The sequence below is a fragment of the Streptomyces sp. TBY4 genome (assembly GCF_024213195.1).
Lineage (GTDB): Bacteria > Actinomycetota > Actinomycetes > Streptomycetales > Streptomycetaceae > Streptomyces.
In genome coordinates, this window is record NZ_JANAVF010000006.1 from 229,333 (window position 1) to 254,455 (window position 25,123).

The 25,123-nt window shown below is 74.0% G+C and carries 18 protein-coding genes; 9 read left to right on the plus strand and 9 right to left on the minus strand.

Annotated features, from left to right (window positions below; all coding sequences use genetic code 11):
• The first annotated feature begins 135 nt into the window (after positions 1-135).
• Complete coding sequence (gene lgt / locus NLX94_RS16885) at positions 136-1,188, plus strand: prolipoprotein diacylglyceryl transferase (protein WP_254383622.1); 1,053 nt, start codon at positions 136-138, stop codon at positions 1,186-1,188.
• 64 nt (positions 1,189-1,252) lie between these two features.
• Here the strand turns inward: lgt and NLX94_RS16890 are convergent, their stop codons facing one another.
• The 8 genes from NLX94_RS16890 to NLX94_RS16925 form a co-directional block, all read right to left on the minus strand.
• On the minus strand, positions 1,253-1,756 hold the full coding sequence (locus NLX94_RS16890; protein WP_254383624.1) for an SRPBCC family protein: 504 nt from the start codon (positions 1,754-1,756) through the stop codon (positions 1,253-1,255).
• A gap of 38 nt (positions 1,757-1,794) precedes the next feature.
• Positions 1,795-2,619, minus strand: coding sequence for a CoA ester lyase (locus NLX94_RS16895; protein WP_254383626.1), 825 nt, complete (start codon positions 2,617-2,619; stop codon positions 1,795-1,797).
• A complete protein-coding gene (locus tag NLX94_RS16900) occupies positions 2,616-3,818 on the minus strand; it encodes a CoA transferase (RefSeq protein ID WP_254383628.1) in 1,203 nt (400 codons plus the stop codon). The genes NLX94_RS16895 and NLX94_RS16900 overlap by 4 nt, the downstream gene beginning before the upstream one ends.
• Entirely contained in the window at positions 3,815-4,720 is a 906-nt protein-coding gene (gene rbsK / locus NLX94_RS16905; RefSeq protein ID WP_254383630.1) for a ribokinase, read from the minus strand. Before rbsK ends, NLX94_RS16900 begins: the two co-directional genes overlap by 4 nt.
• Positions 4,717-6,147, minus strand: coding sequence for an ADP-ribosylglycohydrolase family protein (locus NLX94_RS16910; RefSeq protein ID WP_254383632.1), 1,431 nt, complete (start codon positions 6,145-6,147; stop codon positions 4,717-4,719). Before NLX94_RS16910 ends, rbsK begins: the two co-directional genes overlap by 4 nt.
• 161 nt (positions 6,148-6,308) lie before the next feature.
• Positions 6,309-7,496 (minus strand): ADP-ribosylglycohydrolase family protein, encoded by a 1,188-nt coding sequence (locus NLX94_RS16915; RefSeq protein ID WP_254383634.1) that lies wholly within the window; start codon positions 7,494-7,496, stop codon positions 6,309-6,311.
• A complete protein-coding gene (locus NLX94_RS16920) occupies positions 7,493-8,686 on the minus strand; it encodes an ADP-ribosylglycohydrolase family protein (protein WP_254383961.1) in 1,194 nt (397 codons plus the stop codon). Before NLX94_RS16920 ends, NLX94_RS16915 begins: the two co-directional genes overlap by 4 nt.
• A gap of 533 nt (positions 8,687-9,219) precedes the next feature.
• Complete coding sequence (locus NLX94_RS16925) at positions 9,220-10,206, minus strand: ADP-ribosylglycohydrolase family protein (RefSeq protein ID WP_254383636.1); 987 nt, start codon at positions 10,204-10,206, stop codon at positions 9,220-9,222.
• 279 nt (positions 10,207-10,485) lie between these two features.
• Between NLX94_RS16925 and NLX94_RS16930 the strand changes: the two genes are divergently transcribed.
• From NLX94_RS16930 to NLX94_RS16940, 3 genes are all read left to right on the plus strand, one after another.
• On the plus strand, positions 10,486-11,217 hold the full coding sequence (locus NLX94_RS16930) for a VIT1/CCC1 transporter family protein (RefSeq protein ID WP_243330296.1): 732 nt from the start codon (positions 10,486-10,488) through the stop codon (positions 11,215-11,217).
• 376 nt (positions 11,218-11,593) lie between these two features.
• A complete protein-coding gene (gene gltB, locus NLX94_RS16935; RefSeq protein ID WP_254383962.1) occupies positions 11,594-16,135 on the plus strand; it encodes a glutamate synthase large subunit in 4,542 nt (1,513 codons plus the stop codon).
• A complete protein-coding gene (locus NLX94_RS16940) occupies positions 16,128-17,588 on the plus strand; it encodes a glutamate synthase subunit beta (protein WP_254383638.1) in 1,461 nt (486 codons plus the stop codon). Before gltB ends, NLX94_RS16940 begins: the two co-directional genes overlap by 8 nt.
• A gap of 220 nt (positions 17,589-17,808) precedes the next feature.
• On the opposite strand, the gene NLX94_RS16945 is transcribed toward NLX94_RS16940, so the two are convergent.
• A complete protein-coding gene (locus NLX94_RS16945) occupies positions 17,809-18,579 on the minus strand; it encodes a CHAP domain-containing protein (RefSeq protein ID WP_254383640.1) in 771 nt (256 codons plus the stop codon).
• A gap of 225 nt (positions 18,580-18,804) precedes the next feature.
• On the opposite strand from NLX94_RS16945, the gene NLX94_RS16950 reads away from it, so the two are divergent.
• From NLX94_RS16950 to NLX94_RS16970, 5 genes are all read left to right on the plus strand, one after another.
• Positions 18,805-19,812 (plus strand): helix-turn-helix domain-containing protein, encoded by a 1,008-nt coding sequence (locus NLX94_RS16950; RefSeq protein WP_254383641.1) that lies wholly within the window; start codon positions 18,805-18,807, stop codon positions 19,810-19,812.
• 139 nt (positions 19,813-19,951) lie between these two features.
• On the plus strand, positions 19,952-22,519 hold the full coding sequence (locus NLX94_RS39370; RefSeq protein ID WP_254383642.1) for a molybdopterin-dependent oxidoreductase: 2,568 nt from the start codon (positions 19,952-19,954) through the stop codon (positions 22,517-22,519).
• Positions 22,516-23,493 (plus strand): xanthine dehydrogenase family protein subunit M, encoded by a 978-nt coding sequence (locus NLX94_RS16960; RefSeq protein WP_254383643.1) that lies wholly within the window; start codon positions 22,516-22,518, stop codon positions 23,491-23,493. Before NLX94_RS39370 ends, NLX94_RS16960 begins: the two co-directional genes overlap by 4 nt.
• A 64-nt stretch (positions 23,494-23,557) precedes the next feature.
• On the plus strand, positions 23,558-23,782 hold the full coding sequence (locus NLX94_RS16965) for a hypothetical protein (protein ID WP_254383645.1): 225 nt from the start codon (positions 23,558-23,560) through the stop codon (positions 23,780-23,782).
• The gene (locus NLX94_RS16970) at positions 23,779-24,867 is read left to right on the plus strand and encodes a hypothetical protein (protein ID WP_254383647.1); all 1,089 of its coding nucleotides are present in this window, start codon (positions 23,779-23,781) and stop codon (positions 24,865-24,867) included. The genes NLX94_RS16965 and NLX94_RS16970 overlap by 4 nt, the downstream gene beginning before the upstream one ends.
• Positions 24,868-25,123: the final 256 nt, after the last annotated feature.

The following is a 25,123-nucleotide window of genomic DNA, read 5'->3' on the forward strand; positions in this document are numbered from 1 at the left end:
GCTCCGGGCTCCGCCGACGCCTCCGGGGAGCATGCAGGGATGCCCATGGGGCACTGACGGCCGTCTCGATTCGGCAGCAGCTTGCCGGGCGGGTTGCGGTCACCACCGTCCGGCAAGGTAGCGTCGGGTCTTGCCATGAACCTTGCCTTCATTCCCAGTCCGTCGACGGGCGTGCTCCATCTCGGACCGATCCCGCTGCGCGGCTACGCGTTCTGCATCATCATCGGCGTCTTCGTCGCCGTCTGGCTCGGCAACAAGCGCTGGGTCGCGCGCGGCGGTAAGCCGGGCACGGTCGCGGACATCGCCGTGTGGGCCGTGCCGTTCGGCCTGGTCGGCGGTCGCCTCTACCACGTGATCACCGACTACCAGCTCTACTTCGGCGAGGGCCGCGACTGGGTCGACGCCTTCAAGATCTGGGAGGGCGGCCTCGGCATCTGGGGCGCCATCGCGCTGGGCGCGGTCGGTGCCTGGATCGGCTGTCGCCGGCGCGGCATCCCGCTGCCGGCCTGGGCCGACGCCCTGGCCCCCGGCATCGCGCTGGCCCAGGCCTGCGGACGCTGGGGCAACTGGTTCAACCAGGAGCTGTACGGCCGCGCCACCGACCTGCCGTGGGCGGTGGAGATCACCGACGGCCCGAACCGGGTCGCCGGGACCTACCACCCGACCTTCCTCTACGAGTCCCTCTGGTGCATCGGTGTCGCCCTGCTGGTGATCTGGGCCGACCGCCGCTTCAAGCTCGGACACGGGCGGGCGTTCGCGCTGTACGTCGCCGCGTACTGCGCGGGGCGCGGCTGGATCGAGTACATGCGGGTCGACGAGGCCCACCACATCCTCGGCCTGCGGCTCAACGTCTGGACCGCGATCGTCGTCTTCGTGCTCGCCGTGGTCTACCTGGTCCTGTCGGCGAAGCTGCGGCCGGGCCGCGAGGAGGTCGTCGAGCCGGGCGCTGACGCCGTGGCCGGCGCCGAGGACGGGGACACCCCGGCCGGCGAGGCCAAGGCCGACGACAAGGCCAAGGCCGAGGTGAAGGCAAAGGCTGCCGACGAGGCGAAGGCCGGGGCCAAGGGCGAGCCCACGGGCGAAGCCGCGGACAAGGCCGACACCGAGGCGGCTGCCGAAGGCAAGGACGCCGACGGCAAGGACAAGGAAAAGGCCGAAGCCGAGGCCCCCGGGGCCAAGAAGCTCTGACCGGAGCAACGGTCGAACGGGAGGGGCGCCGCGCACACCGCGCGGCGCCCCTCCCGTTCCGCGTTCACCGGCGCGGCAGCCGCGTGATCACCCCGCGCAGCAGGTGGACGTACGGACTCCAGCGCGCGGGCCGCGCGACCGTACCGGAGCAGGCCAGCTCCGCGCGGTCCAGGGCGTCCTCGGCGAGCGCGTCGTGCAGCCACCGGAACACCAGCGGCCAGCTGACCCGCGCCGGACCGTGCACGGTCATCGCGAGGGTGTGGCGCAGCAGCGTGCGCTCCCCGTCCTCCAGCGGGTGGACGGTGAACTCGTGGTAGCCGTCGAAACCGCGCGGGCCGGTGAACTCGAAGCGGGCGCGCACCCCCGGCTCGTAGGCCGACACGGTGTACCGGATCGGCCCGTGGCCGCCCCTCGCTCCGGCCGAAAGAGACGGGTCGAGCCGCATCGCCGGCCAGCTCGCGTACGGCCAGAGCCGGTCTTCGGCCCCGGAGGCCAGCGAGTCGACCAGTCCGCCGACCCGCTCCCCGTCCGCCTGCAGGATCCTCTCGTGCACGTTCAGTACTGCCATCGGAACACCCCCGACTCAGCGCGCCAGCGCTTCGTTGATCAGGAGGGTACCGGTGCGTCCCGGCGGGACAGGGTCATGATCCGTTCGGCGCCGGCCAGCATCGCCGGGTCGACGAAGCGGCCGTCGGGGAGGGCCACCGCGCCCGGGGTGCGGCGGGCCGCGGCCACGATCTCCGCGGCGGCGCTGACCTCCGCCGGGCCGGGCAGGTAGGCCCGCTCGATCACCGGGAGCTGGCGCGGGTGGATCGCCGCGCGGCCCAGGAAGCCGAGGGCCCGGCCCCGGGCGCAGGAGGCCGCCAGCGCCTCCAGGTCCCGGATGTCGGGGAACACCGACTGGGCCGGCGGCGCGAGCCCGGCCGCGCGGGCCGCGACGACCACCCGGGAGCGCGGCCAGTCCAGGCCGGACTCCGAGGTGACGCCCAGGTCGGCCCGCAGGTCGGCCTCGCCCAGGGACAGGCCGCGCAGGGCGGGGTGCGCGCGGGCGATCTCGTAGGCCCGTTCCACGCCGATCGCCGATTCCAGCAGGGCGTACAGGGCCACCGTCCCGGCGGTGCGGTCGGCGGTGGCGGTGATCTGCTCGGGCGAGGAGATCTTGGGCAGGCGCAGCCCGGCCAGGCCGTGCAGCCCGCCGAGGGCGCTGAGGTCGGCGCCGCCCCAGGGCGATTCCAGGGCGTTGACGCGGACGTGGACCGGCACCGGGTGGCGGTCGCCGAGCAGGTCGGCGGTGGCGTGGCGGGCGTACTCCTTGCGGGAGGCCGACACCGCGTCCTCCAGGTCCACGATGACGGCGTCGGCCCCGGCGTGCAGGGCCTTGGACACCACCTCCGGCCGGTCGCCGGGTACGTAGAGCCAGGTCAGGATCACAGGGCGCCTTCCGTGCGGAGAGCGGTGATCTCGGCCGGGGAGAGGCCGATCTCGGCGAGGACGGCGTCGGTGTCCGCGCCGTGCGGGCGGCCCGCCCAGCGGATGGAGCCCGGGGTCTCCGAGAGCCGGAAGAGGACGTTCTGCATGCGGATCGGGCCCAGCTCCGGGTCCTCGACCTCGGTGATCGTGTCCAGGGCCGCGTACTGCGGATCGGCCATGACGTCCCGTACGTCGTGGACCAGCGCCACCGCGGCCTCGGCCTCCTCGAAGGCGGCCGTCACCTCGTCCGCCTTGTGGCGGGCGATCCAGCCGCCGACCGCCTCGTCGAGCACGTCCGCGTGAGCGGCCCGTCCGGAACCCGAGGCGAACCACGGCTCGGAGATCAGCTCCGGCCGGCCCACCAGCCGCATCACGCGCTCGGCGATGGACTGGGCGGAGGTGGAGACCGCCAGCCAGCGGCCGTCCAGGCTGCGGTAGGTGTTGCGGGGCGCGTTGTTGGTGGAGCGGTTGCCGGTGCGCGGCTGGACGTAGCCGAGCTGGTCGTACCAGAGCGGGTGCGGCCCGAGGACCGTCAGGATCGGCTCGATGATCGCCAGGTCCACCACCTGCCCGTGCCCGGTGCGGTCGCGGCCGGCGAGCGCCGCCATCACGGCGTACGCGGTGGTCAGCGCGGCGATCGAGTCCGCGAGCCCGAAGGGCGGCAGGGTCGGCGGCCCCTCCGGCTCCCCGGTGATTGCGGCGAAGCCGCTCATCGCCTCCGCGAGGGTGCCGAAGCCGGGGCGGTGGGAGTACGGGCCCTCCTGGCCGAAGGCCGTCACGCGGGTCAGGACCAGCCGCGGGTTGGCGGCGGACAGCTCGGGCCAGCCCAGGCCCCAGCGCTCCAGCGTCCCGGGGCGGAAGTTCTCGATCACGACGTCGGCGGTGGCGGCCAGCCGCAGCAGGGTGTCCCGGCCGCCGGGGGTGGAGAGATCGAGGGTCATCGTCCGCTTGTTGCGGCCGAGCAGCTTCCACCAGAGGCCGATGCCGTCCTTGGCGGGGCCGTGGCCGCGGGAGGGGTCGGGGCGGGTCGGGTGCTCCACCTTGACGACCTCGGCGCCGAAGTCGCCGAGGAGGGTGGCGGCGAGGGGACCGGCGAAAAGGGTGGCGAGGTCGAGGACGCGGAGTCCTTGCAGGGGCGGGGCGGTGCCGGTGGGGGTCACGAGGTGGCTCCGGAGTGGGCGAAGGCGTCGGTCTCGGCGCGGGTCGGCATCGAGTCCTGGGCTCCGGGACGCTGCACGGACAGGGCGGCGGCGCACGAGGCCCAGGCGAGGGCTTCGCGCATCGGCCGGCCCTCGCCCAGGGCCACGGCGAGCGCCCCGACGAAGGTGTCCCCGGCGGCGGTGGTGTCCACGGCCCGTACGCGCGGCGCGGGCACGGTCAGGGGCTCGCGGTCGCGGGCGGCGTACAGGACCCCGGCGGCGCCGAGGGTGACGACCACCTCCGGCACGTCCTGGAGCAGCGCCGCCGCGGCCTGGTGGACGTCGGTGAGGCCGGTGAGGGCGGCGGCCTCGTGCTCGTTGGGCACCAGCAGATCGGTCGCGGCCAGGAGTTCGGGCGGCAGCGGCTGGGCGGGGGCCGGGGTGAGGATGGTCCGGACACCGTGGGCGCGGGCCGCGAGGGCGCCGGCCAGCACGGCCTCCAGGGGCAGTTCGAGCTGCAGGAGCAGGGAGTCGGCGGCCCCGATGCGGGCGTCGTCGCCCGGTTCCAGGGCGGTGACGCGGGCGTTGGCGCCCGGGATGACGATGATGCTGTTGCCGCCCTCGTCGTCCACGGTGATGTGCGCGGTGCCGCTGGCGCCCTCGACGGTGCGCAGGGCCGCCGTCCCGACCCCGGAGCCGGCGAGTGCGGAACGCAGCCGTACGCCGAACTCGTCGGCCCCGACCGCGCCGATCATCACCACCTCCGCGCCCGAACGGGCGGCGGCGACGGCCTGGTTGGCGCCCTTGCCGCCGGGCACGGTGCGGAAGGCGCGGCCGGTGACGGTCTCCCCGAGGCGGGGCGCCTTGGCCACGTAGGCCACGAGGTCCATGTTGGTACTGCCGAGCACGGCGATGGCCGTCATGAGCGGGCTGCCTCCTGTGCGGTGAGGTGGGCGAGGGTGTCGAAGCCGATGCCGTCGAAACCGGGGACGCTGGTGGCGAGGCGGTTCTTCAGCGGGGCGGTCCAGCGGTGCGGGATCGCCTCCGGGGAGCCGGCGACCAGCCCGGCGAGGGCGCCGGCGGTGGCACCGTTGGAGTCGGTGTCCCAGCCGCCCGACACGGCGCGGCAGACGGAGCGGGTGAAGTCCCCGTCGGCGTGGGTGAGGGCGGCGGCGATCACCGCGGTGTTGGGGACGGCATGGACCCAGTGGTAGTGGCCGTAGCGGGCGTGGAGCAGGTCGACGACGGTATCGAAGTCGGGCTCCGAGGCGGCGGCCCGGATCCCGAAGCGGACGGCCTCGGCGAGCCGGGAACGGGCCGGTACGACGGCCAGCCCGGCCCGGAGCGCGGTGTGCACGTCGGCCCGGCCGGTGGCCGCGGCGGCGGTGGCGGCCGCGACGAAGCCGGCGGCGTGGACGCCGTTGCCGGTGTGGGTGAGGGCGGCGTCCCGGTGCGCCTGGGCCGCGGCGGCGGCCGGGGCGCCCGGGTTGGTCCAGCCGTGGACGTCGGCGCGGATGAGGGCGCCGATCCACTCGCGGAAGGGGTTGTGGTGGGTGGCGGTGGCCGGGGGCTCCAGACCCTGGAGGAGATTGCGGTACGCGACCCGCTCGGCCGTGAACGTACGGCCGGCCGGGAGCTCGTCGAGCCAGAGCCGGCCCACGTCGGCGGTGGTGAAGTTCTTGCCGTGGCGCTGGAGGAGGAGCAGGCCGAGGAGGGGGTAGTTGAGGTCGTCGTCCTCGGGGGTCCCGTCGATGTTCTCGGCGAGGGAGGTGGGGGCGGAGCGGCGGTTCCAGGGGTGGGCGGCGAGCACCTGCGGCGGTACGCCGCGCTCGGTGAACCAGCCGTCGAGCGGCCAGTTCCCGGCGGCCCGCGCCAGGGCCCGGATCCCGTGCAGGGGCAGCTTCTCGACGGGCTTGCCGAGGACGCAGCCGACGGCGCGGCCGAGCCAGGCGGCCTCCAGCCTGCGGCGCAGGGCGGGGCCGCCTCCGGCGCCGGCTTCGGTGGGGGCCGGGCTTGCGGAGCCGTGCCCCCACCTCGGCCGGGAGCCGGGCCCGGCTTCGGCCGGGGCGGGGGAGAGTTCCCCCGCCCCGCCCCTTCCCGGAACCAGGGGCAGGCCCCTGGACCCCGGGTGGGCGCCCGTGGGGGCGGTGAGGGCCGCGAGGGCCGTCAGGAGGTCGGTGGCCAGGGCGCGGAGCTCCGGCGGGGCCGGGGTGGGGGAGGCGCCCGCCCGGGTGGGCGCGAGGTGCCCGCCCGCCGCGAGCCACACGCGCAGCAGCGGCTCCGCGGCCTCCCCGCGGCCGTCCTCCGCGGCCTGCCGGAACTCGTGCCCGACCAGATCCTCGGGCTGCACCCAGGTCAGCCGGACGGCCCCATCGGGCCCCGATCCGGTGGCCGGGGCCGGCTCGCCCCTGGTTTCGGGAAGGGGTGGGGTGGGGGAATCCTCGAGCGGGGGCGGGGCCGTCGTCGGGGCCGGACTCGTGGTCCGGTGCGGTGGCGGCGGGCAGGTGGGGGTCATCGGGGGGTCAGGGTGGTGAAGGCGGCTGCGTGGGCCTGGTGGCGGGCCCGGTCGCGGGTGAAGATCTCGCGGGTGACCGTGGCCAGGGTCGACGCCGGGGTGTGGAGGTCCAGGCGGCTGGCCTCCGCCACCCGGTCGGCCCAGGCGGCCGGGACCGCCGCCCCGCCCGACAGGGCGCCCGCGATCGCACCGGCCATGGTGGCGATGGAGTCGCAGTCCCGGCCGTAGTTGACCGCGCCGAGCACGGAGGCCTCGTAGCAGCCGTCCGAGACGAGCAACATGCCCAGGGCGATGGGGAGTTCCTCGATGGAGTGCAGGCGGGAGGGGCGCCGTGCGCCCAGGGAGGGGTTGCGGTAGTCCGGGCCGACCGAGTCGTACGGGGCGACCGCCGCCCGGAGCGGGGCCAGCGCCGGCTCGAAGTCCCGGTGGCCGGCGGCGACTTCGCAGACGGCCTCGATGGCCGCGCGGGTGCCGTCCTTGGCCAGGGAGAGGGCGGTGTCGACGACCGAGGCCGCCGTCGCCCCCGGCAGGCAGGCCGCCGCGACCGCCGCCGCGAACACGCCCGCCGCCTCCCGCCCGTACGAGGACTGGTGCGCGCCCGTGACGTCCAGCGCCTCCGCGTACGCCCCGGCCGGGTTGCCCGCGTTGACGAGGCCGACCGGCGCCATGTACATCGCCGCGCCGCAGTTGACGATGTTTCCGTTGCCCGCCTCCCGCGGGTCCGCGTGCGCGTAGTGCAGCCGGGTCACGATCCACTTCTCGGCGAGGAAGATCCGCTGGAGGGGGAGGGCGTCCGCCTCCAGTTCCGGGATCCAGCGGGGGGTCGTCATCAGGTCCGGGACCAGGTGCTCGGCGATCGCGTACGCGTCCAGGTGGTCCCGTACGGCCTCGTAGACCCGTACCAGCGCGTGCGTCATCAGGGTGTCGTCGGTGACGTGGCCGTCGCCCTTGTGGTACGGGGCGATCGGGCGGGCCGTGCGCCAGTCCTCGTGCCAGGGGCCGACGATGCCGCGCACCCGGCCGCCGTGCCGCTCCACGATCTGTTCGGGGGTCCAGCCCTCCACCGGGCCGCCCAGTGCGTCGCCGACGGCCGCGCCGACGAGGGCTCCGGTGATCCGGTCCTCCAGGGTGGGGCAGGTGAGGTGGGTGGTGGGGGTGGTGGGCGTGGGGGTCAGCGTCGTCATGTGCGGGGCTTTCCTTGGGGCTTGGGCGAGGTGAGTTCCGTACGGGTGAGCAGCGCGGCCAGTTCGACGAGGTCCGTGCCCGCGAGGCGGGGGAGGGCGCAGCCGGAGAGGGTGCGGCAGGCTTCGCGCCAGGCGGCGGGGAGCGAGTCGCCGCCGCCGAGGGCGCCGGTCAGCGCGCCGGCGAGGGCGGGGGCGGAGTCCGCGACGCGCGACAGGCAGGCGGCGGCGGGGACCGCCTCGCCCACGCGGCCGCGGGCGGCGGTGGCGAGGGCGAGGGCCACGGGGACGGTCTCGGCGGCGGCGATGCCGTAGCTGTAGACGTGGTCGACGATCTGGTGCTCCAGGAGCGGGACGATCGCGAAGGCTCCGCCGGTCCGCTCGGCGCGGGCCAGTTTGACGGCGTGCCGGGCGTTGCGGCCGATCTCGGTGGACTCGGGGAGCTGGGCGAGGGCGGCATCGACGGCGGCGTCGGTGTCCGCGGCCGTACAGGTCCCGGTGGAGGCCAGGGCGGTGGCGATGGCGGCGGCCATGGCGCGGGCGCCGTGGACCCCGTCGCCGTCCTGGGTGTAGCGGGCGTCGAACTCGGCGAGGTCCGCGGCGGCGTCGGGGTCCCCGGGGTGCACGACGGCGAGGACGCAGGCGCGGACGCAGGCGGCGTCGTCGAAGTAGTGCGGGTTGTCGTGGCCGGTGGCGGGCGGGCGCAGGCCGGCGGCGAGGTTGCCGAGGCCGGCGCGGACGGAGATCCGGGCGCGGAGGGGGAGGACCGCGGACTCGACCTCGGGCGCGCGTTCCGCTGCCGCGGCGACCTCGCTGGCCAGGGCGTTCCAGGCGAGGTCGATGGCGGCGCGCATGCGGCGGGACCGGGAGAGGTCGCTGAGCAGCACGCCGGCGGCGGTGAGGACGGACTCGGCGGCGAAGGCGGCCCACTCGGCGTCGTCGCTCGGGCCCAGCCGCAGGGGTTCCGGGGGCTGGTTGAGGGCGATGGGGACGGGGAGGGTGGTGGTGGCGTTCTGCTCGGCGAAGGTGTCGAGCTCCCGGGTGAGGCGGCGGGTCCACTCGGGCATCCGGCTGGCCCGGTGCCGGGCCGCGGGCCACCCGGCGGCGTCGCCGGCGGCGAGCCCGAGGAGCAGCCCCTCGATCCGGCGGGGCCCTGCCGGGGGCTGGGCGGGGGTGGGCGCGGGCTCGGCGATGGCCGTCGCCGTCCCGGTACGGGGCTGCGCATCCTGCGGGCCGGCCGCAGCCGGTGCCCCCGCCGGTGCCGGGCACGGCGCGGCGGCGAGCGCCCGGGCGGTGGCCTCCGCCGGAGCGGTACGGGCCTGCGGGCAGCCCGCGGTACCGGCCCCGGCGGGCGGCTCCGGGGCGGGGGGACTCTCCTCGTGCCCGCCCCTTCCCGAAATCGGGGGCAGGCCCCCGGGACCCCGGACCGGGTCACCCGCGAGGCGCTCCGGGACTGGGTCGGCGGAGGCGGTGGAGGACGGGCCGTGCGCGGCCCGGGGCGCCGCCTGCGCGGTAGCCGGGGCGGCGCGGCCCCGTACCGGGGTGCGGAGGAGCTCGGGCACTGGTGCGCCGGTGGCCCCGAACGCGGTCGCGGGCTCGGCGGCGTGCCCCGGGTCCCGCTCGGCCGGGGCGTCCGCCTGAGGGGTCGGTCCGTTCCGGTGGGCGGGTTCCGGGGTGTCCGGCTGCTGGGGCCGGTCCGTCGCGGCGGGGTCGGTCGGGGTCAGGGTCATCGGGTGGTCTCGGTTTCCGGGGTGAGGAGGTCCGCGATGTCCAGGACGTGGTAGCCGCGCATCGAGGGGAGGCAGCTGCCGCGGACCGGGCCGATCGCCGAGGACCAGGCGGCCGGGATGGCGGGGGCGCCGGACATCGCTCCGGCGAGGGCGCCCGCCACGGCGGCCGTGGTGTCCGCGTCGCGGCCCATGTTGACCGCCATGAGGACGGAGGAGGGGAAGTCGCCCCCGCACGCGGCGAACGCGCCGAAGGCGAGGCCGACCGCCTCCGGGGCCAGGTCCGTCCAGGGGTAGCCGCCGATGACCACCGCCGAGCGGACCGCCCGCTCGCCGCGCGGGGCGGCCGTCACCGCCCGGCGCAGGGAGCGGGCCGTCCAGGAGTCGGACGGGATGACGGAGAGGGCGGCCGAGATGACGGAGGCGGCCGAGCCCCCGGCCATCCCCGCCGCGACTCCGGCCGCGACGGCCTGGCCGCCGTAGATGCCCTCGCCGTCGTGGCTGACGCAGCCGTCGATGGCGACCAGCCGGGCGGCTTCGGCCGGGCGGCCCGCCGCGAAGACGCCGAAGGGGGCCGCCCGCATGGCCAGTCCGTCCGACCAGGCGTGCCGGTGCTGGGCGGAGATGGGGGCCGCCAGGCCCCGGCGCAGGTTCTCCAGGGTGCCGCGTTCGGAGAAGCCCGCGCCGCGGAAGGGGCCCTCGTCGAGGTCCGCGATCCAGTGATGCCAGGCCCGTTCGACGTGGGCGACGGTCAGCGCCGACCCGTGGCGGGCCAGCAGCAGGCCCGAGAAGATCGCGTACTCCGTGTCGTCCGTGCCCGCCGGGTCGTCCGAGACGAAGCCCTCGATCCGGCCCCATTTCGCCCGGATCTCCGAGGGCTTCATGTTCTCCGCGGGGGCGCCCAGCGCGTCACCGACCGCGAGTCCGAGAAGAGCGCCCCGGGCCCGTTCGAGGAGGACCTGCGGATTGCATGCAATCTGCTTCATCAGCTCCATGGCGCGCCTCTCCCACTTGGATGGGACTCATATTGAGCCCTTGGGGGATTTGTGCCATGGCATGTGGTTTGTCGCTCGTCGCGAAACACCCGCCGAAGGCCCCCGTCACCCGGTCGCCGATCCGCAAAACCCCAGGTAAGTACGGCCTTCCTTGCTGGCGGGGGGCGGAAATCGTGCGTAGTTTCGAGGTGTTCCGGGGGAGTGGGTGTCCGCGCGTCGTCCATGGCACAGCTCTGTGCACCCGCTCGTACAAAAGGGGAGATAGCCGGTATGTCCATCATCGATATCGAAGCGCCGCTTCACACCGCCCACCGCGACAACCACACCCACCGTGACGTCAACGGCGGATGGCTGCGCCCGGCGGTCTTCGGCGCGATGGACGGACTGGTCTCCAACCTCGCGCTGATGACCGGTGTGGCCGGCGGCGCCGTCGCCCCGCACGTCATCGTGGTCACCGGCCTGGCCGGCCTCGCCGCCGGCGCCTTCTCCATGGCGGCCGGCGAGTACACCTCGGTCGCCTCGCAGCGCGAGCTCGTCCTCGCCGAACTGGACATAGAGCGCCAGCAGTTGCGCAAGCACCCCATCGACGAGATGGAGGAGCTGGCCGAGCTGTACGTATCGCGCGGCGTCGAGCCGGCGCTGGCCCGCGAGGTGGCCATGCAGCTCTCCCGCGACCCGGAGCAGGCGCTGGAGATCCACGCCCGCGAGGAGCTCGGCATCGACCCGGACGACCTGCCCTCGCCGATGGTCGCGGCCGTCTCCTCCTTCGGGTCGTTCGCGCTCGGCGCGCTGATCCCGCTGCTGCCGTACCTGCTCGGTGCGGTCACCCTGTGGCCCGCGGTCCTGCTGGCGCTGCTGGGCCTCTTCGCCTGCGGCGCGGTCGTCTCCCGGGTCACGGCCCGGTCCTGGTGGTACAGCGGGCTGCGTCAGCTGGTTCTGGGTGGCGCGGCCGCGGGTGTGACGTACATCCTGGGAACCTGGATCGGTGGAGCCGTAGGCTGACCCGGCAGGGAGTGAGACACTATGCAGTACGCAACATAAGTAGTCAGTTACTCGGCGGTTTCGATTCCGTATCCGCCGGGCATCAGACCCTGGGCGCCGGGCAATGAGGCCCGCCCCGTGCCGGGACCTTCGTCCCGTGTCCCGATGGCAGGACACCTGCGAAAGTCCCCTCTTGTCTGCTCCGTGCAGTGTCCGCATGCTGGAATGACATATCCGCTTCTCGGGATTGTCGTCATCATGTAATCTGCACGAAATTTCGCAGAGGGCCAACGTCGTCCCTCGGCTATGCACATATGCCACGACGACGACGGGAGAGCCGATGCGTTCCGCATCCACGCACTCCGCGACCGGCCTCAGCAACACCGCCTGGTCGCCCATGGACGGTCGCCCCGCCCAGCAGGGCATGTACGACCCGCGCAACGAGCACGACGCCTGCGGCGTCGGCTTTGTGGCCAACCTCACCGGCGAGGCCAGCCACACGCTGGTCGAGCAGGCGCTGACCGTATTGCGGAACCTCGAGCACCGAGGCGCCACCGGCTCCGAGCCCGACTCGGGCGACGGCGCCGGCATCCTCTCCCAGGTCCCGGACGCGTTCCTGCGCGAGGTGGCCGGTTTCGACCTCCCCGAGGCCGGCGCGTACGCCGTCGGCATCGCCTTCCTCCCCGCCGACGGCACCGCACAGGCCGTCGCCGTGGAGCAGATCGAGGCCATCGCCGCCGAGGAGAACCTCACGGTCCTCGGCTGGCGCGAGGTCCCGGTCACCCCCGACCTGCTCGGCAACGGCGCCCGCGCCACCATGCCGGCCTTCTCGCAGCTGTTCGTCAGCAACGGGACCTCGGGCATCGAGCTGGACCGCAAGGCCTTCGTGCTGCGCAAGCGCGCCGAGCGCGAGACCGGGGTCTACTTCCCGTCGCTCTCCGCCCGCACCATCGTCTACAAGGGCATGCTGACCACCGGCCAGCTGGAGCCCTTCTTCCCGGACCTCTCCGACCGCCGCTTCGCGTCCGCGATCGCCCTGGTCCACTCCCGGTTCTCGACGAACACCTTCCCGTCGTGGCCGCTGGCCCACCCGTACCGCTTCGTCGCGCACAACGGCGAGATCAACACGGTCAAGGGCAACCGGAACTGGATGCGGGCCCGCGAGTCCCAGCTGGCCTCCGGCCTCTTCGGCGAGGGCGCCCTCGAGCGCATCTTCCCGATCTGCACCCCGGACGCCTCCGACTCGGCCTCCTTCGACGAGGTCCTGGAGCTGCTCCACCTCGGCGGCCGGTCCCTGCCGCACAGCGTGCTGATGATGATCCCGGAGGCGTGGGAGAACCACACCTCCATGTCGCCGGCCCGCCGCGCGTTCTACAAGTACCACTCCACGCAGATGGAGCCGTGGGACGGCCCCGCCTGCGTCACCTTCACCGACGGCACCCAGGTCGGCGCGGTCCTCGACCGCAACGGTCTGCGCCCCGGCCGCTACTGGGTCACCGACGACGACTTCGTCGTGCTCTCCTCCGAGGTCGGCGTCCTGGACATCGACCCGGCCAAGGTCGTCAAGAAGGGCCGCCTGCAGCCCGGCAAGATGTTCCTCGTCGACACCGCCCAGAAGCGGATCATCGAAGACGACGAGATCAAGGACGCGCTGGCCGCCGAGCACCCGTACGCCGAATGGCTGGAGACGGGCGAGATCGAGCTGACGGACCTGCCCGAGCGTGAGCACATCGTGCACACCCACGCCTCGGTCACCCGCCGCCAGCAGACCTTCGGCTACACCGAGGAAGAGCTCCGCGTCATCCTCGCGCCGATGGCCCGTACCGCCGGCGAGCCGCTCGGCTCCATGGGTACGGACTCCCCGATCGCGGCCCTGTCCGAGCGCCCCCGGCTGCTCTTCGACTACTTCACCCAGCTCTTCGCGCAGGTCACCAACCCGCCGCTGGACGCCATCCGCGAGGAGCTCGTCACCTCGCTGCTGTCCTCGCTCGGCCCGCAGGGCAACCTGCTGGAGCCGACCGCCGCGTCCTGCCGCAGCGTCACGCTGCCGTTCCCGGTGATCGACAACGACGAGCTGGCCAAGCTCATCCACGTCAACGCCGACGGCGACATGCCGGGCATGAAGGCCGCCACCCTCTCGGGCCTGTACCGGGTCTCCGGCGGCGGCGAGGCCCTGGCCGCCCGCCTGGCGGAGATCCGCGGCGAGGTCGACGCGGCCATCGAGAACGGCGCGCACCTGATCGTCCTCTCGGACCGTCACTCCGACGCCGAGCACGCGCCGATCCCCTCGCTGCTGCTCACCTCCGCCGTGCACCACCACCTCATCGCCACCAAGCAGCGCACCCAGGTGGGTCTGCTGGTCGAGGCCGGCGATGTCCGCGAGGTCCACCACGTCGCGCTGCTCATCGGCTACGGCGCCGCCGCGGTCAACCCGTACCTCGCCATGGAGTCCGTCGAGGACCTGCTGAGCGCCGGTACCTTCCTGTCCGGCCTGGAGCCGGAGCAGGCCATCAAGAACCTGATCTACGCGCTCGGCAAGGGCGTCCTGAAGGTCATGTCCAAGATGGGCATCTCCACCGTCGCCTCCTACCGCGGCGCGCAGGTCTTCGAGGCCGTCGGCCTGAACGAGGAGTTCGTCGCGGCGTACTTCGAGGGCACCGCCACGAAGATCGGCGGCGCCGGCCTGGACGTCATCGCCAAGGAGGTGGCCGCGCGCCACGCCAAGGCGTACCCGGCCTCCGGCATCGCGGCCACGCACCGCGCGCTGGAGATCGGCGGCGAGTACCAGTGGCGCCGCGAGGGCGAGCCGCACCTGTTCGACCCGGACACGGTCTTCCGCCTCCAGCACGCCACGCGCAACCGCCGGTACGACATCTTCAAGCAGTACACGGACCGGGTGAACGAGCAGTCCGAGCGCCTGATGACGCTCCGCGGCCTGTTCGGCTTCAAGACGGAGGACCGGCCCTCGATCTCCATCGACGAGGTCGAGTCGGTCGCCGACATCGTCAAGCGCTTCTCCACCGGCGCCATGTCGTACGGCTCCATCTCCAAGGAGGCGCACGAGACCCTCGCCATCGCCATGAACCAGCTGGGCGCCAAGTCCAACACCGGTGAGGGCGGCGAGGACCCGGACCGCCTGTACGACCCGGCGCGCCGCTCCTCCATCAAGCAGGTCGCCTCCGGCCGCTTCGGTGTCACGAGCGAGTACCTGGTCAACGCGGACGACATCCAGATCAAGATGGCGCAGGGTGCCAAGCCCGGCGAGGGCGGCCAGCTGCCCGGCCACAAGGTCTACCCGTGGGTCGCCAAGACCCGTCACTCCACCCCGGGTGTCGGTCTGATCTCCCCGCCGCCGCACCACGACATCTACTCCATCGAGGACCTGGCTCAGCTGATCCACGACCTCAAGAACGCCAACCCGGTCGCCCGCATCCACGTGAAGCTGGTCTCCGAGGTCGGCGTGGGTACGGTCGCGGCCGGTGTCTCCAAGGCCCACGCGGACGTCGTCCTCATCTCCGGCCACGACGGCGGTACGGGCGCCTCCCCGCTCACCTCGCTGAAGCACGCGGGCGGTCCCTGGGAGCTCGGCCTCGCCGAGACCCAGCAGACCCTGCTGCTCAACGGGCTGCGCGACCGCATCGTGGTCCAGACGGACGGCCAGCTCAAGACCGGCCGCGACGTCGTCATTGCCGCGCTGCTCGGCGCCGAGGAGTTCGGTTTCGCGACCGCGCCGCTCGTCGTCTCCGGCTGCGTCATGATGCGCGTCTGCCACCTGGACACCTGCCCGGTCGGCATCGCCACCCAGAACCCGGTCCTGCGCGACCGTTTCTCCGGCAAGCCCGAGTTCGTCGTCAACTTCTTCGAGTTCATCGCGGAGGAGGTGCGCGAGCTCCTCGCCGAGCTGGGCTTCCGCACGATCGAGGAGGCCGTGGGCCACGCCGAGCTCCTCGACACCAGCAAGGCCGTCACGCACTGGAAGGCGCAGGGTCTCGACCTGGAGCCGCTCTTCTACGTGCCGGAGCTGCCCGAGGGCGCGGTCCGCCACGCCCTGATCGAGCAGGACCACGGCCTGGAGAAGGCGCTCGACAACGAGCTCATCCGCCTCGCCGCGGACGCGCTGAACGCCGACTCGGCCGAGACCGCTCAGCCGGTCCGCGCCCAGGTCGCGATCCGCAACATCAACCGCACGGTCGGCACCATGCTCGGCCACGAGGTCACGAAGAAGTTCGGTGGCGCGGGCCTGCCCGACAACACCATCGACCTGACCTTCACCGGCTCCGCCGGCCAGTCCTTCGGCGCCTTCCTGCCGAAGGGTGTGACCCTGCGCCTGGAGGGCGACGCCAACGACTACGTCGGCAAGGGCCTCTCCGGCGGCCGCGTCGTGGTCCGTCCCGACCGCGGCGCCGACCACCTGGCCGAGTACTCGACCATCGCGGGCAACACGATCGGCTACGGCGCCACCGGCGGCGAGCTGTTCCTGCGCGGCCGCACCGGCGAGCGCTTCTGCGTCCGCAACTCCGGCGCCCTGGTCGTCTCGGAGGGCGTGGGCGACCACGGCTGCGAGTACATGACCGGCGGCACCGCGGTCGTCCTCGGCGAGACCGGCCGCAACTTCGCGGCGGGCATGTCGGGCGGCGTCGCGTACGTCGTCGACCTGAACCCGGACAACGTCAACGTCGGCAACACGGGCGCGGTCGAGGCCCTCTCCGACGCGGATGCCGAGTGGCTGCACGATGTGGTGCGCCGCCACGAGGAGGAGACCGGCTCCACCGTGGCCGCGAAGCTCCTGGCTGACTGGACCGCCTCGGCGGCCCGCTTCAGCAAGATCATCCCGACCACGTACAAGGCAGTGCTCGCCGCCAAGGACGCCGCCGAGCTGGCCGGACTCTCCGAGTCCGAGACCACCGAGAAGATGATGGAGGCGGCGACCAATGGCTGACCCGAAGGGCTTCCTCACCACCCCCCGCGAGACCGCCTGCTCCCGTCCCGTGGCCGAGCGCCTCAAGGACTGGAACGAGGTCTACGTTCCGGGGTCGCTGCTCCCGATCATCAGCAAGCAGGCCGGCCGCTGCATGGACTGCGGCATCCCGTTCTGCCACAACGGCTGCCCGCTCGGGAACCTGATCCCCGAGTGGAACGACTTCGCGTACCGCGAGGACTGGACCGCCGCCTCCGAGCGCCTGCACGCCACGAACAACTTCCCGGAGTTCACGGGCCGCCTGTGCCCCGCTCCCTGCGAGTCGGCGTGCGTGCTCGGCATCAACCAGCCGGCCGTCACCATCAAGAACGTCGAAGTCTCGATCATCGACAAGGCGTGGGACAACGGCGACGTCACCCCGCAGGCGCCCGAGCGCCTGTCGGGCAAGACGGCCGCGGTCATCGGCTCCGGCCCGGCGGGTCTCGCCGCGGCCCAGCAGCTGACCCGGGCCGGCCACACCGTGGTCGTGTACGAGCGCGCCGACCGCATCGGCGGGCTGCTGCGCTACGGCATCCCCGAGTTCAAGATGGAGAAGGTGCACATCAACCGCCGCATCGAGCAGATGCGCGCGGAGGGCACCAAGTTCCGTACCGGCGTCGAGGTCGGCCGCGACATCACCGCCACCGACCTGCGCAAGCGGTTCGACGCGGTCGTCATCGCGGCGGGCGCCACCGTCTCCCGCGACCTCCCGGTCCCGGGCCGCGACCTCAAGGGCATCCACTTCGCGATGGAGTACCTCCCCCTCGCGAACAAGGTGCAGGAGGGCGACTTCATGGCGCCCCCCATCACGGCCGAGGGCAAGCACGTGGTCGTCATCGGCGGCGGCGACACCGGCGCGGACTGCGTGGGCACCGCCCACCGCCAGGGCGCGGCCTCGGTCACGCAGCTGGAGATCATGCCGCGCCCGTCCGAGGACCGGCCGGCCGGCCAGCCCTGGCCGACCTTCCCCATGCTGTACAAGGTCACCTCTGCTCACGAGGAGGGCGGCGAGCGGATCTACTCCGTCTCCACCACCCACTTCGAGGGTGACGAGGACGGCAACGTCCAGGCCCTCCACCTGGTCGAGGTCGCCTTCGAGGACGGCAAGCTCGTCCAGAAGCCCGGCACCGAGCGCGTCCTCCCCGCGCAGCTGGTCACCCTGGCGATGGGCTTCACCGGCACCGACCAGGAGAACGGCCTGGTCCAGCAGTTCGGCCTGGCGATGGACGCCCGCGGCAACATCGAGCGCGACGCCTCCTACGCGACCAACGTCGACGGCGTCTTCGTCGCCGGCGACGCCGGCCGCGGCCAGTCGCTGATCGTCTGGGCCATCGCGGAAGGCCGCTCGGCCGCCCGCGGTGTGGACCGCTTCCTGACCGGCACCAGCGCCCTCCCGTACCCGGTCAAGCCGACGGACCGCTCGATCACCGTCTGACCCTCCTCCCGAGGTCTCGCGGTACCCCCGGCCCCGGCCGGGACCCCTCATACGGTCCGTACAACGAAGTACGGCACTTGACACAACGCCCGCCACGTCCCCGACCAGGGGTGGCGGGCGTTGTGGCGTTTCGGGGCGGGCTACTCGGCCCGAGGCGCGGTTGCTCCCGTTCCGGTCCATCCGGTGTCGCTCATGGCGCCTCCTGGGTGTCCGGGAGCCGTCAGAGGGGCTTGGGGGAGGTGTAGCCGACCACGTAGCGGGAGACCGCCGACTGCTTGGTGTTCTTGTAGTTGAGTTTCTCGCTGGAGTTTCCCTCCACCGAGAAGTAGGCCTTGTACCTGGTGCTGTAGGCGGTCAGCACGCCGACGTGGTCGATCACGCCGTCGCCGTTCCAGTCGTAGCTGACGGCGTCGCCCTTCTTGGGCACGTACGTGTTGGCCTCCACCTGGGCGCGGGTGTGCCAGGTGCCGTTGGCGCGGCCGTAGTCGCGGAAGGAGGCCGCCGCGGCGTTGAGGCCGGTCACCTTGGCGCCGCCCCAGTACCACGCGTACTTCGCGAAGTCGGAGCACCAGGCGCGGGACTTCCAGTTCACGGTGGTCCAGGTCCTGGTGTCGCCGATGTTGACGTAGCCCTTGCTCTTGCCGCAGGTGGCACCGTTGGTGCCGGTGCGCGGGGCGTTCGTACCGTCGAAACGGCGGTTGCGGGGGTCGGTCCAGAAGCCGGTGTAGAAGTTGCAGTTGTTCTTGGCGTTGATTCCGTTGGCCGCGCCCTCGTACCTGCGCTTGCGCACCTCGGCGTTGTCGCTGGTGTACTGGCCGAGGGCCTGCGAGGCGATGCGGTCGCCGAGCGCGGCGGCCTGCGCCGGCCCCGCCATGGTGAGCTCGCCGAAGGTCAGGCCGGCCGTCAGGGCCAGGACGGCCGTCGCCTTGAGCGTGCGGCGGCGGCCCGGGACGGGGACGGCTGCCGGGGGTATCGGAGGGGGCGTTGTCATGGCATGGCCTCACGAGTCGGATCGGATGGGAGTGGGGCGGGGCCGGGGCCGGTTGCCCGCCGACCGACCATCGGCCGGGCCGGGAAGTGGTGTCCAGCGATCTCCGTGTCCCGGACACCGGACGGATGTCCGGGCTGGTCAGGAGGTTTGAGGTGAGCAACTGGGCCTGGAAGATGGCGAGTTCTGGCGTAGCTGGCGGGCCCCGGGCTGGAAACCATGGGCACCATGGACACCACCGACGACCTGGAACCGGAAAGAGCCGACGACGCCACCGCGTTCATCGCGCTGCTCCGGGAGCTGAAGAGCCGTTCCGGACTGACCTACCGGCAGCTCGAACACCGCGCCGCAAGCCAGGGCGGGGTGCTGGCCCGCAGCACGCTCGCCGATGTACTGGCGGGCAAGAAGCTTCCGCGCCCCGAACTCCTGGCCGACTTCGTACGGGCCTGCGGCGACGGCGCGCGGGCCGATGAGTGGCTCAGGGCCTGGAGCCGCATCGCGGCGCTGCCGCACACCGGTCCTCCCGACGGGGAGGCGGCGGGGGAGGAGGCCCCGCCGCCGGACGGGCCGCCCGCCCGGCCCGGCGGGCGTCGTCGCCGACGGGTCCTGCTGGCATCGGGGACCGCCGGGGTGCTGGCGGCAGCGGCCGTGGCCGCGGGGCTCGGTGCCTGGCCGGGGGGCGGGTCCGGCGACGCGGCGAAGGCGGCCCTGCGGGAACCCCCTGCGACGCAGCTGCCCGTCGGCAGCGCCGTGTGGATCCAACCGGCCCTGGCACCGGGACTCTGCCTGAGCGACGGCGTCGTGCGGGACCACCGCTACGACTCCCTGGTGGCCGTACAGCGTCCGTGCGACGGGACCGCTCCGCAGCGCACGACCCTGGTGGACGCCGGCGCGGGTACGTACCGCATCCAGTGGTACCGGCCCGAGATGGGGCCCGGGTGCCTCCGGCTGCGCGGCCAGGGGGCGGGCGCCGAACTGCTGGAGCCGTGGGACAAGTGCGATCTCGCCAGCCACTTCCGCTTCGAGCCCGCGCGGGCGGCGAAGGCGAGCGGCTACCGCATACGGGTCAACGAGCAGGGCTGTGTGGGAGTCAGGGGCGGTGGCGCCGAGCCGGGGACCGAGGCCGTGGTCGAACCGTGTGTGGAGGACGGCAGGCAGATCTTCACCGTGACCCCGGCGACCCCGGAGTCGAAGACCCCGGCCCCGGCGGCCTCCGCCGCGCCGGCCGCCTCGTAGCCACGGTTCCGGCCGGGACCCCGGGCGGGCGGCGGACCGGGTGTGCCGGGCTGCGGGGTGGGTGGGGGCGGGTTATCAAGGGGGGAGGCGAGCCCGGGTGGTGTGGGGGTCGTCGGTCCCCGGCTGAGGAGTGCGTCCCGTGGAGTTCGAGGTCAATGGCGTTCCGTGTGCGGTGGACGTGGACGGTGATCCGGCCGCCGTGGAGGTGGTGCGGGAGCAGCTGGGGCTGACCGGGACCAAGCTGGTGTGCGCCGGCGGGGTGTGCGGGGCGTGCACGATCCAGGTCGACGGTGAGCCGCGGGTGGCGTGCCTGACGCCGGCGGTGCGGCTCGGCGGGCGGCGGGTGACGACGGTGGAGGGGCTGGCCGGTCACCCGGTCGGGCGTGCCTTCGCCGGTGAGGACGCCCTCCAGTGCGGGTACTGCACCCCCGGGTTCGTGGTCGGGGCGGCCGCGTTCTTCGAGCGGTGGCGGGCCGCGCACGGCCGGAGGAGGCCGGGGCGGGAGGAGATCGCGGAGGCGCTGGCCGGGCACCTGTGCCGGTGCGGGGCGTACGAGGGGATCTTCCGGGCCGTGGCCGCCGCCTGCGCGGGCGACTACGAGGGGGAGGCGCCGGCACCGCCGCGCACCGAGGCTCCGGAGAAGGTCGACGGGTCCGCCCGGTACACCACCGATCACCGGCCCGAGGGGCTGCTGGAGGGGGTGATCGTCCGCTCGCCGCACGCGCACGCGTACGTACGCTCCCTGGAGGCCGGGGATCTGCCGCTGGTGCCGCTGCTGCCGCCCGACGGCGTGGTGCGGTACGTCGGGCAGCCGGTGGCGGCGGTCGCCGCGGCGGACCGGGCCTCCGCACGGGCGGCCGCCGAGCGGGTCCGGGTGGAGTACGAGGTGCTGCCGGCCGCCCTCGACACGGGCCGGTCCCGGGCCGGCGAGGGACCGGTGGTCTACGGGGACAAGGCGGCGCGGAAGCTGGCGCCCGGGTCGGGGGAGGCCCCGCAGCTGACGCCCGCCCGCTGGCGCGGGAACCGGCGGGGGCCCTCCGCCATGAGCAAGCGGCCCGCCACGGCCGTGCGCCGCATCACCGAGGCACGGCGCAGCAGCCCCGAGCGGGTGGTCGAGGGGCTGTTCACGACCGCCGCGCAGACCCACACCCCGCTCGAACCGCACGCCTGCCTGGCCCGGTGGGACGAGGGCACCCTGCACCTGGAGGTGTCCACGCAGTCGGTCAGGGAGGTGGCCGTACAGGCCGCCGAGCGGTTCGGCGTGCCCCTCGAACGGGTGGTGGCCCGGGCCGTCCATGTGGGCGGCGGCTTCGGCTGCAAGATGGGGCTGACCTCGGACGTCGTCGCCGCGGTGGAGCTGGCCCGGCTGCACGGCGCCCCCGTGCGGGTGGTGCTGGACCGGGACGAGGAGCTCACCGACGGCGGGTACCGGCCCGGCAGCCGGATCCGGCTGGCGATGGCCGCGGACTCCGCGGGCGGGCTGAGCGCCCTGGCCATGGACGCGGACAGCGACGGCGGGGTCTCGGTGGGCGGCACCGTGGCGGCGCTGGCCCGGTTCATGTACGGCAAGGCCCCGCGCCGGCTGCGCGACTTCGACACCGTCACCCACCGGCCCCCGGGCGCGCCCTTCCGGGGCCCCGGCGGACCCACGATGTGCTGGGCCCTGGAACAGGCCGTCGACGAGATGGCCCACCGGCTGGGGGAGGATCCGATCGCCCTGCGCCGCCGCTGGGACGGCAACCCCAAACGGCACGCCCTGTACGACCTGGCCGCGGCCCTCCCGGCCTGGTCGGGCACCCGCGGCGGCACCGGGCGGTTCCGCCGCGGCGTGGGCGTCGCGGCGGCCAACTGGCTGTACTTCCTCGACCCCGTCACCGAGGTCGAACTCACCGTCGAGGACGGGATCGTGGTCGCCCGCTGCGCCGTGCAGGACATGGGTACGGGCTCGCGCACCGTACTGCGCCGGGCCGTCGCCGAAGGGCTCGGCGTGCCGCTGGAGCGGGTGCGAGCCGAGGTCGGACACAGCGACACCGCGCACGGCCCCACCTCCGGCGGCAGCCGCACCACGCCGTCGATCGTGCCCGCCGGCGCGGACGCCGCCGCCCGGCTGCGCGCGGCGCTCGGCGCCGGTGACGGTGACGGGGATCTGGGCACCCGGCTGGACGGGGCGAACGGCGTACGGGTCACCGGCCGGCGCACCCGCGACCGCAGGGGCTATGTCACCCCCTTCAACCTGACCGCCGGCGGCGTGGCGATCGGCCGCGGCTTCACCGGATCGGTGCAGGTCGCCGAGGTGGAGGTGGACACCCGGCTCGGCCGGATCCGCCCGCTGCGGGTGTGGAGCGGCATCGCCGCGGGCCGCATCCACGAGGAGCGCCTCGCCCGGAGCCAGTGCGAGGGCGCCGTCATCCAGGGCGTCGGCTACGCCCTGTTCGAGGAGCGGCGCACCGACCCGGCCACCGGACGGGTGCTGACCGACAACCTGGAGGACTACCGGATCCCCGGTATCGCGGACACCCCGGAGATCACCGTCCACTTCCATCAGGAGGGCTTCGAGCACGTCCCCGGCGGCGGGGTCGGCCTCGGCGAGATCGCCACCCTGCCCACCGCGGCCGCCCTGGCCAATGCGGTCCACGACGCCACCGGCCGGCGCCCGTACGACATGCCCATCCGCCCCGACCGGCTCCTGGAAGGACTGGCCACATGAGCACCGAGCCCGCCCTCACCGACCTCTCGGCCGCCGTCCTCGCCCGCGGCGGGGAGCTGCGCGCCGGCGGCACCGACACCACCGCCCGGCAGCGCTCCGGCATCGCCCCGGGCCCGTTCACCGACCTCGACGGCGCGGCCGGGCTGCGCGGCTGCACCCCGCTGCCCGGCGGCGGGCTGCGGATCGGCGCCCTGACCACGCTCGCCGAGCTGGCCACCGATCCGCAGGTGCGCTCCGGCTGGCCCGCCCTGGCGGTGTCCGCCGGGACGGCGGCGACCCCGCAGATCCGCGCCGCCGGCACCCTGGGCGGCAACCTGCTCCAGCGCAACCGCTGCTGGTACTACCGCAATCCGCACTTCAGCTGCCTCCAGAAGGGCGGCTCCGGCTGCCCCGCGCGCGAGGGCGACCACCACTTCGGCGTGGTCAGCGGCGACGGCCCCTGCGTCGCCCCGCACCCGTCGACCCTCGCGATGGCCCTGCTCACCTACGACGCCGGAGCCGAGGTCCACGGCGAATCGCCGCGCACGGTGGCCGCGTTGTACGGGGACGGGGACGGGGACGGGCTCCACCGGGCCGACCACCTGCTGGCCCCGGACCGCATCCTGACCGCGGTGCTGCTGCCGCCGCCCCTGCCGGGCGAACGCGCCGCCTGCCACCGGGCCACCAGCCGGGCGCAGGGCGAATGGCCCCTGGTCGAGGCCACCGCCCGGCTCGCGCTGGACGGGGACGGCGTCACCGTCACGCACGCCGCCGTCGCGGCGGGCGGGGTGGCGCGTGTTCCGCTGCGGCTGCTGGAGGTGGAGGCCGCCCTGATCGGCCGGAAGGCCACCCCCGGGCTCCTCGCGGACGCGGCCGCGACGGTGCTGGCCCGCTGTCGCCCGCTGTCGCAGACCGGCTACAAGGCCACCCTCTTCCGCGACACCGTCCTGGAGGTGCTGGAGCGCGCCGCGGACCTACCCGCGAGTATTGACTAATAGTCAATTCGGGCCCACGCTCGACGCGAGCCGTCGTGTCGTCTCTGGTGTGGGAGGTCGTCCCGTGCGTACAGATGAGGAAATGGGCCGTTTGGGCGGGGAGTTGGGGGGCGCCCGGCCGCCCGCCTCCTTCGCGGAGCTGGATGCCGGGGAGCTCGTACGGCTCGCCGAGGCGCTCCGGGCGGAGCGGGCGCGGCAGGCCGAGGGGCTGAACCAGGCCGCAGAGGAGGCGCTGGGGCTGGTCCCCGCCCTCGCCCGCGGGGCCGTGCGCAAGGTGCTGTTCCGGTGAGCCGCGCCGAAGTGGAGAAGATCGCCCGGCTGGTGGGCGCCGACCCCGGGGAGCTCGGCTTCCTGCGCGGGCTGCCCGACGAGGACGTACGGGCGTTCCGCGAGCAGGTCAGCGGCGTGCTGAACGACGGCGCGCCCGACATGCTCGACCGGATCGCCGCCGCGACCAAGCTGGTGCCGGCCGGGGTGGCGGCCGCGATCTCGCAGAAGGCGCTCGGCCCCCGGCTGGCCGCCGGCGTGGCCGGCCGGCTGGAGGCGGGCCGGGCCGCCGCCATCATCGAGAAGCTGCCGGTCTCCTTCACCGCAGAGGCCTGCGGGCACCTCGACCCCCGGAGGATCTCCGGGATCGTGGACCGGCTCGACGAGGGGCTGGTCGTACGCATCGCCACCACCCTCGCCGAGAGCCGCGACCACCTCACCATGGGCCGGTTCGTCGGCCACATGCGGGACCAGGTGCTCAGCCGGATCCTCGACCAGGTCGACGACGTGTCGGTGCTGCGCGCCGGCTTCTACGTGGACCTGCCCGAGCGGCTGCCCCGGATCCTGGAGCTCATGGGCGACGAGCGGCTCGGCGCGGTCGTACGGGCCGCTGCCGCCGAGGGGCTGTGGGAGGAGGCCCTCGGAGTCGCCGCGATGGTCGGCGGCGACCAGCGGCTGCGGATCGCCGAGCTCACCGCCCGCCTGGACGCGGCCGCGCTCGACTCGCTCGTACGGGTGACGCATGCGCAGGGTCTGTGGGAGTCGCTGCTCCCGCTCGTGGCGCTGCTCGGCGAGGAGGACCGGCTCGCGGTGGCCCGGCTGGAGTCCCTGCGGGACCCGCTCGTGCTGGCCGGAGTGGTACGGGCCGTCGTGGCGACCGCACTGTGGGGAGCCTTCCTGCCGCTGGTCGGCGTCCTGCCCGAGGAGGCGCGCAAGGTGGTGGCGGACGCCGCGGCCGGGCTGGGCGACGGAGAGCTCGACGGGCTCGTGCGCGAGGTCGACAAGCAGGACCTGTGGGAGCTGGTGCTGCCGCTCGTCGAGCTGATGGAGGAGACGGGGAAGGAACGGATCTTCGCCCTGCCGGCCTTCCAGGAGCAGGCGGAGTAGCCCCGATTGCCCGGCGGCTGCCCCCGGTCGCGCGCGGCGCCGTCGCCGGGGGCCAGCCCCCGGACCCCCGCTCCTCAAACGCCGGAGGGGCTGGAATTCGGCCGGCGTCAGCCTGCATGTGCAGGCCGACACCCGGAAGATCCGGCCCCACCGGCGGACGCTGCCGCGCGTCACATCGAGCCCCGCCCGGGGCCGTGTCGTGCGGCCGTCCCGTCAACAGGTGGGGGCGGGGTCTCGTGTCTCTGCGGGATGGTGC

Excerpts from the sequence above, each read along its gene's own strand:
- lgt (WP_254383622.1), top strand. The coding sequence starts at position 136 with ATGAACCTTGCCTTCATTCCCAGTCCGTCGACGGGCGTGCTCCATCTC.
- NLX94_RS16890 (WP_254383624.1), bottom strand. The coding sequence starts at position 1,756 with ATGGCAGTACTGAACGTGCACGAGAGGATCCTGCAGGCGGACGGGGAG.
- rbsK (WP_254383630.1), bottom strand. The coding sequence starts at position 4,720 with ATGACGGCCATCGCCGTGCTCGGCAGTACCAACATGGACCTCGTGGCC.
- NLX94_RS16915 (WP_254383634.1), bottom strand. The coding sequence starts at position 7,496 with ATGACGACGCTGACCCCCACGCCCACCACCCCCACCACCCACCTCACC.
- NLX94_RS16925 (WP_254383636.1), bottom strand. The coding sequence starts at position 10,206 with ATGAAGCAGATTGCATGCAATCCGCAGGTCCTCCTCGAACGGGCCCGG.
- NLX94_RS16930 (WP_243330296.1), top strand. The coding sequence starts at position 10,486 with ATGTCCATCATCGATATCGAAGCGCCGCTTCACACCGCCCACCGCGAC.
- gltB (WP_254383962.1), top strand. The coding sequence starts at position 11,594 with ATGGACGGTCGCCCCGCCCAGCAGGGCATGTACGACCCGCGCAACGAG.
- NLX94_RS16940 (WP_254383638.1), top strand. The coding sequence starts at position 16,128 with ATGGCTGACCCGAAGGGCTTCCTCACCACCCCCCGCGAGACCGCCTGC.
- NLX94_RS16945 (WP_254383640.1), bottom strand. The coding sequence starts at position 18,579 with ATGACAACGCCCCCTCCGATACCCCCGGCAGCCGTCCCCGTCCCGGGC.
- NLX94_RS16950 (WP_254383641.1), top strand. The coding sequence starts at position 18,805 with ATGGACACCACCGACGACCTGGAACCGGAAAGAGCCGACGACGCCACC.
- NLX94_RS16960 (WP_254383643.1), top strand. The coding sequence starts at position 22,516 with ATGAGCACCGAGCCCGCCCTCACCGACCTCTCGGCCGCCGTCCTCGCC.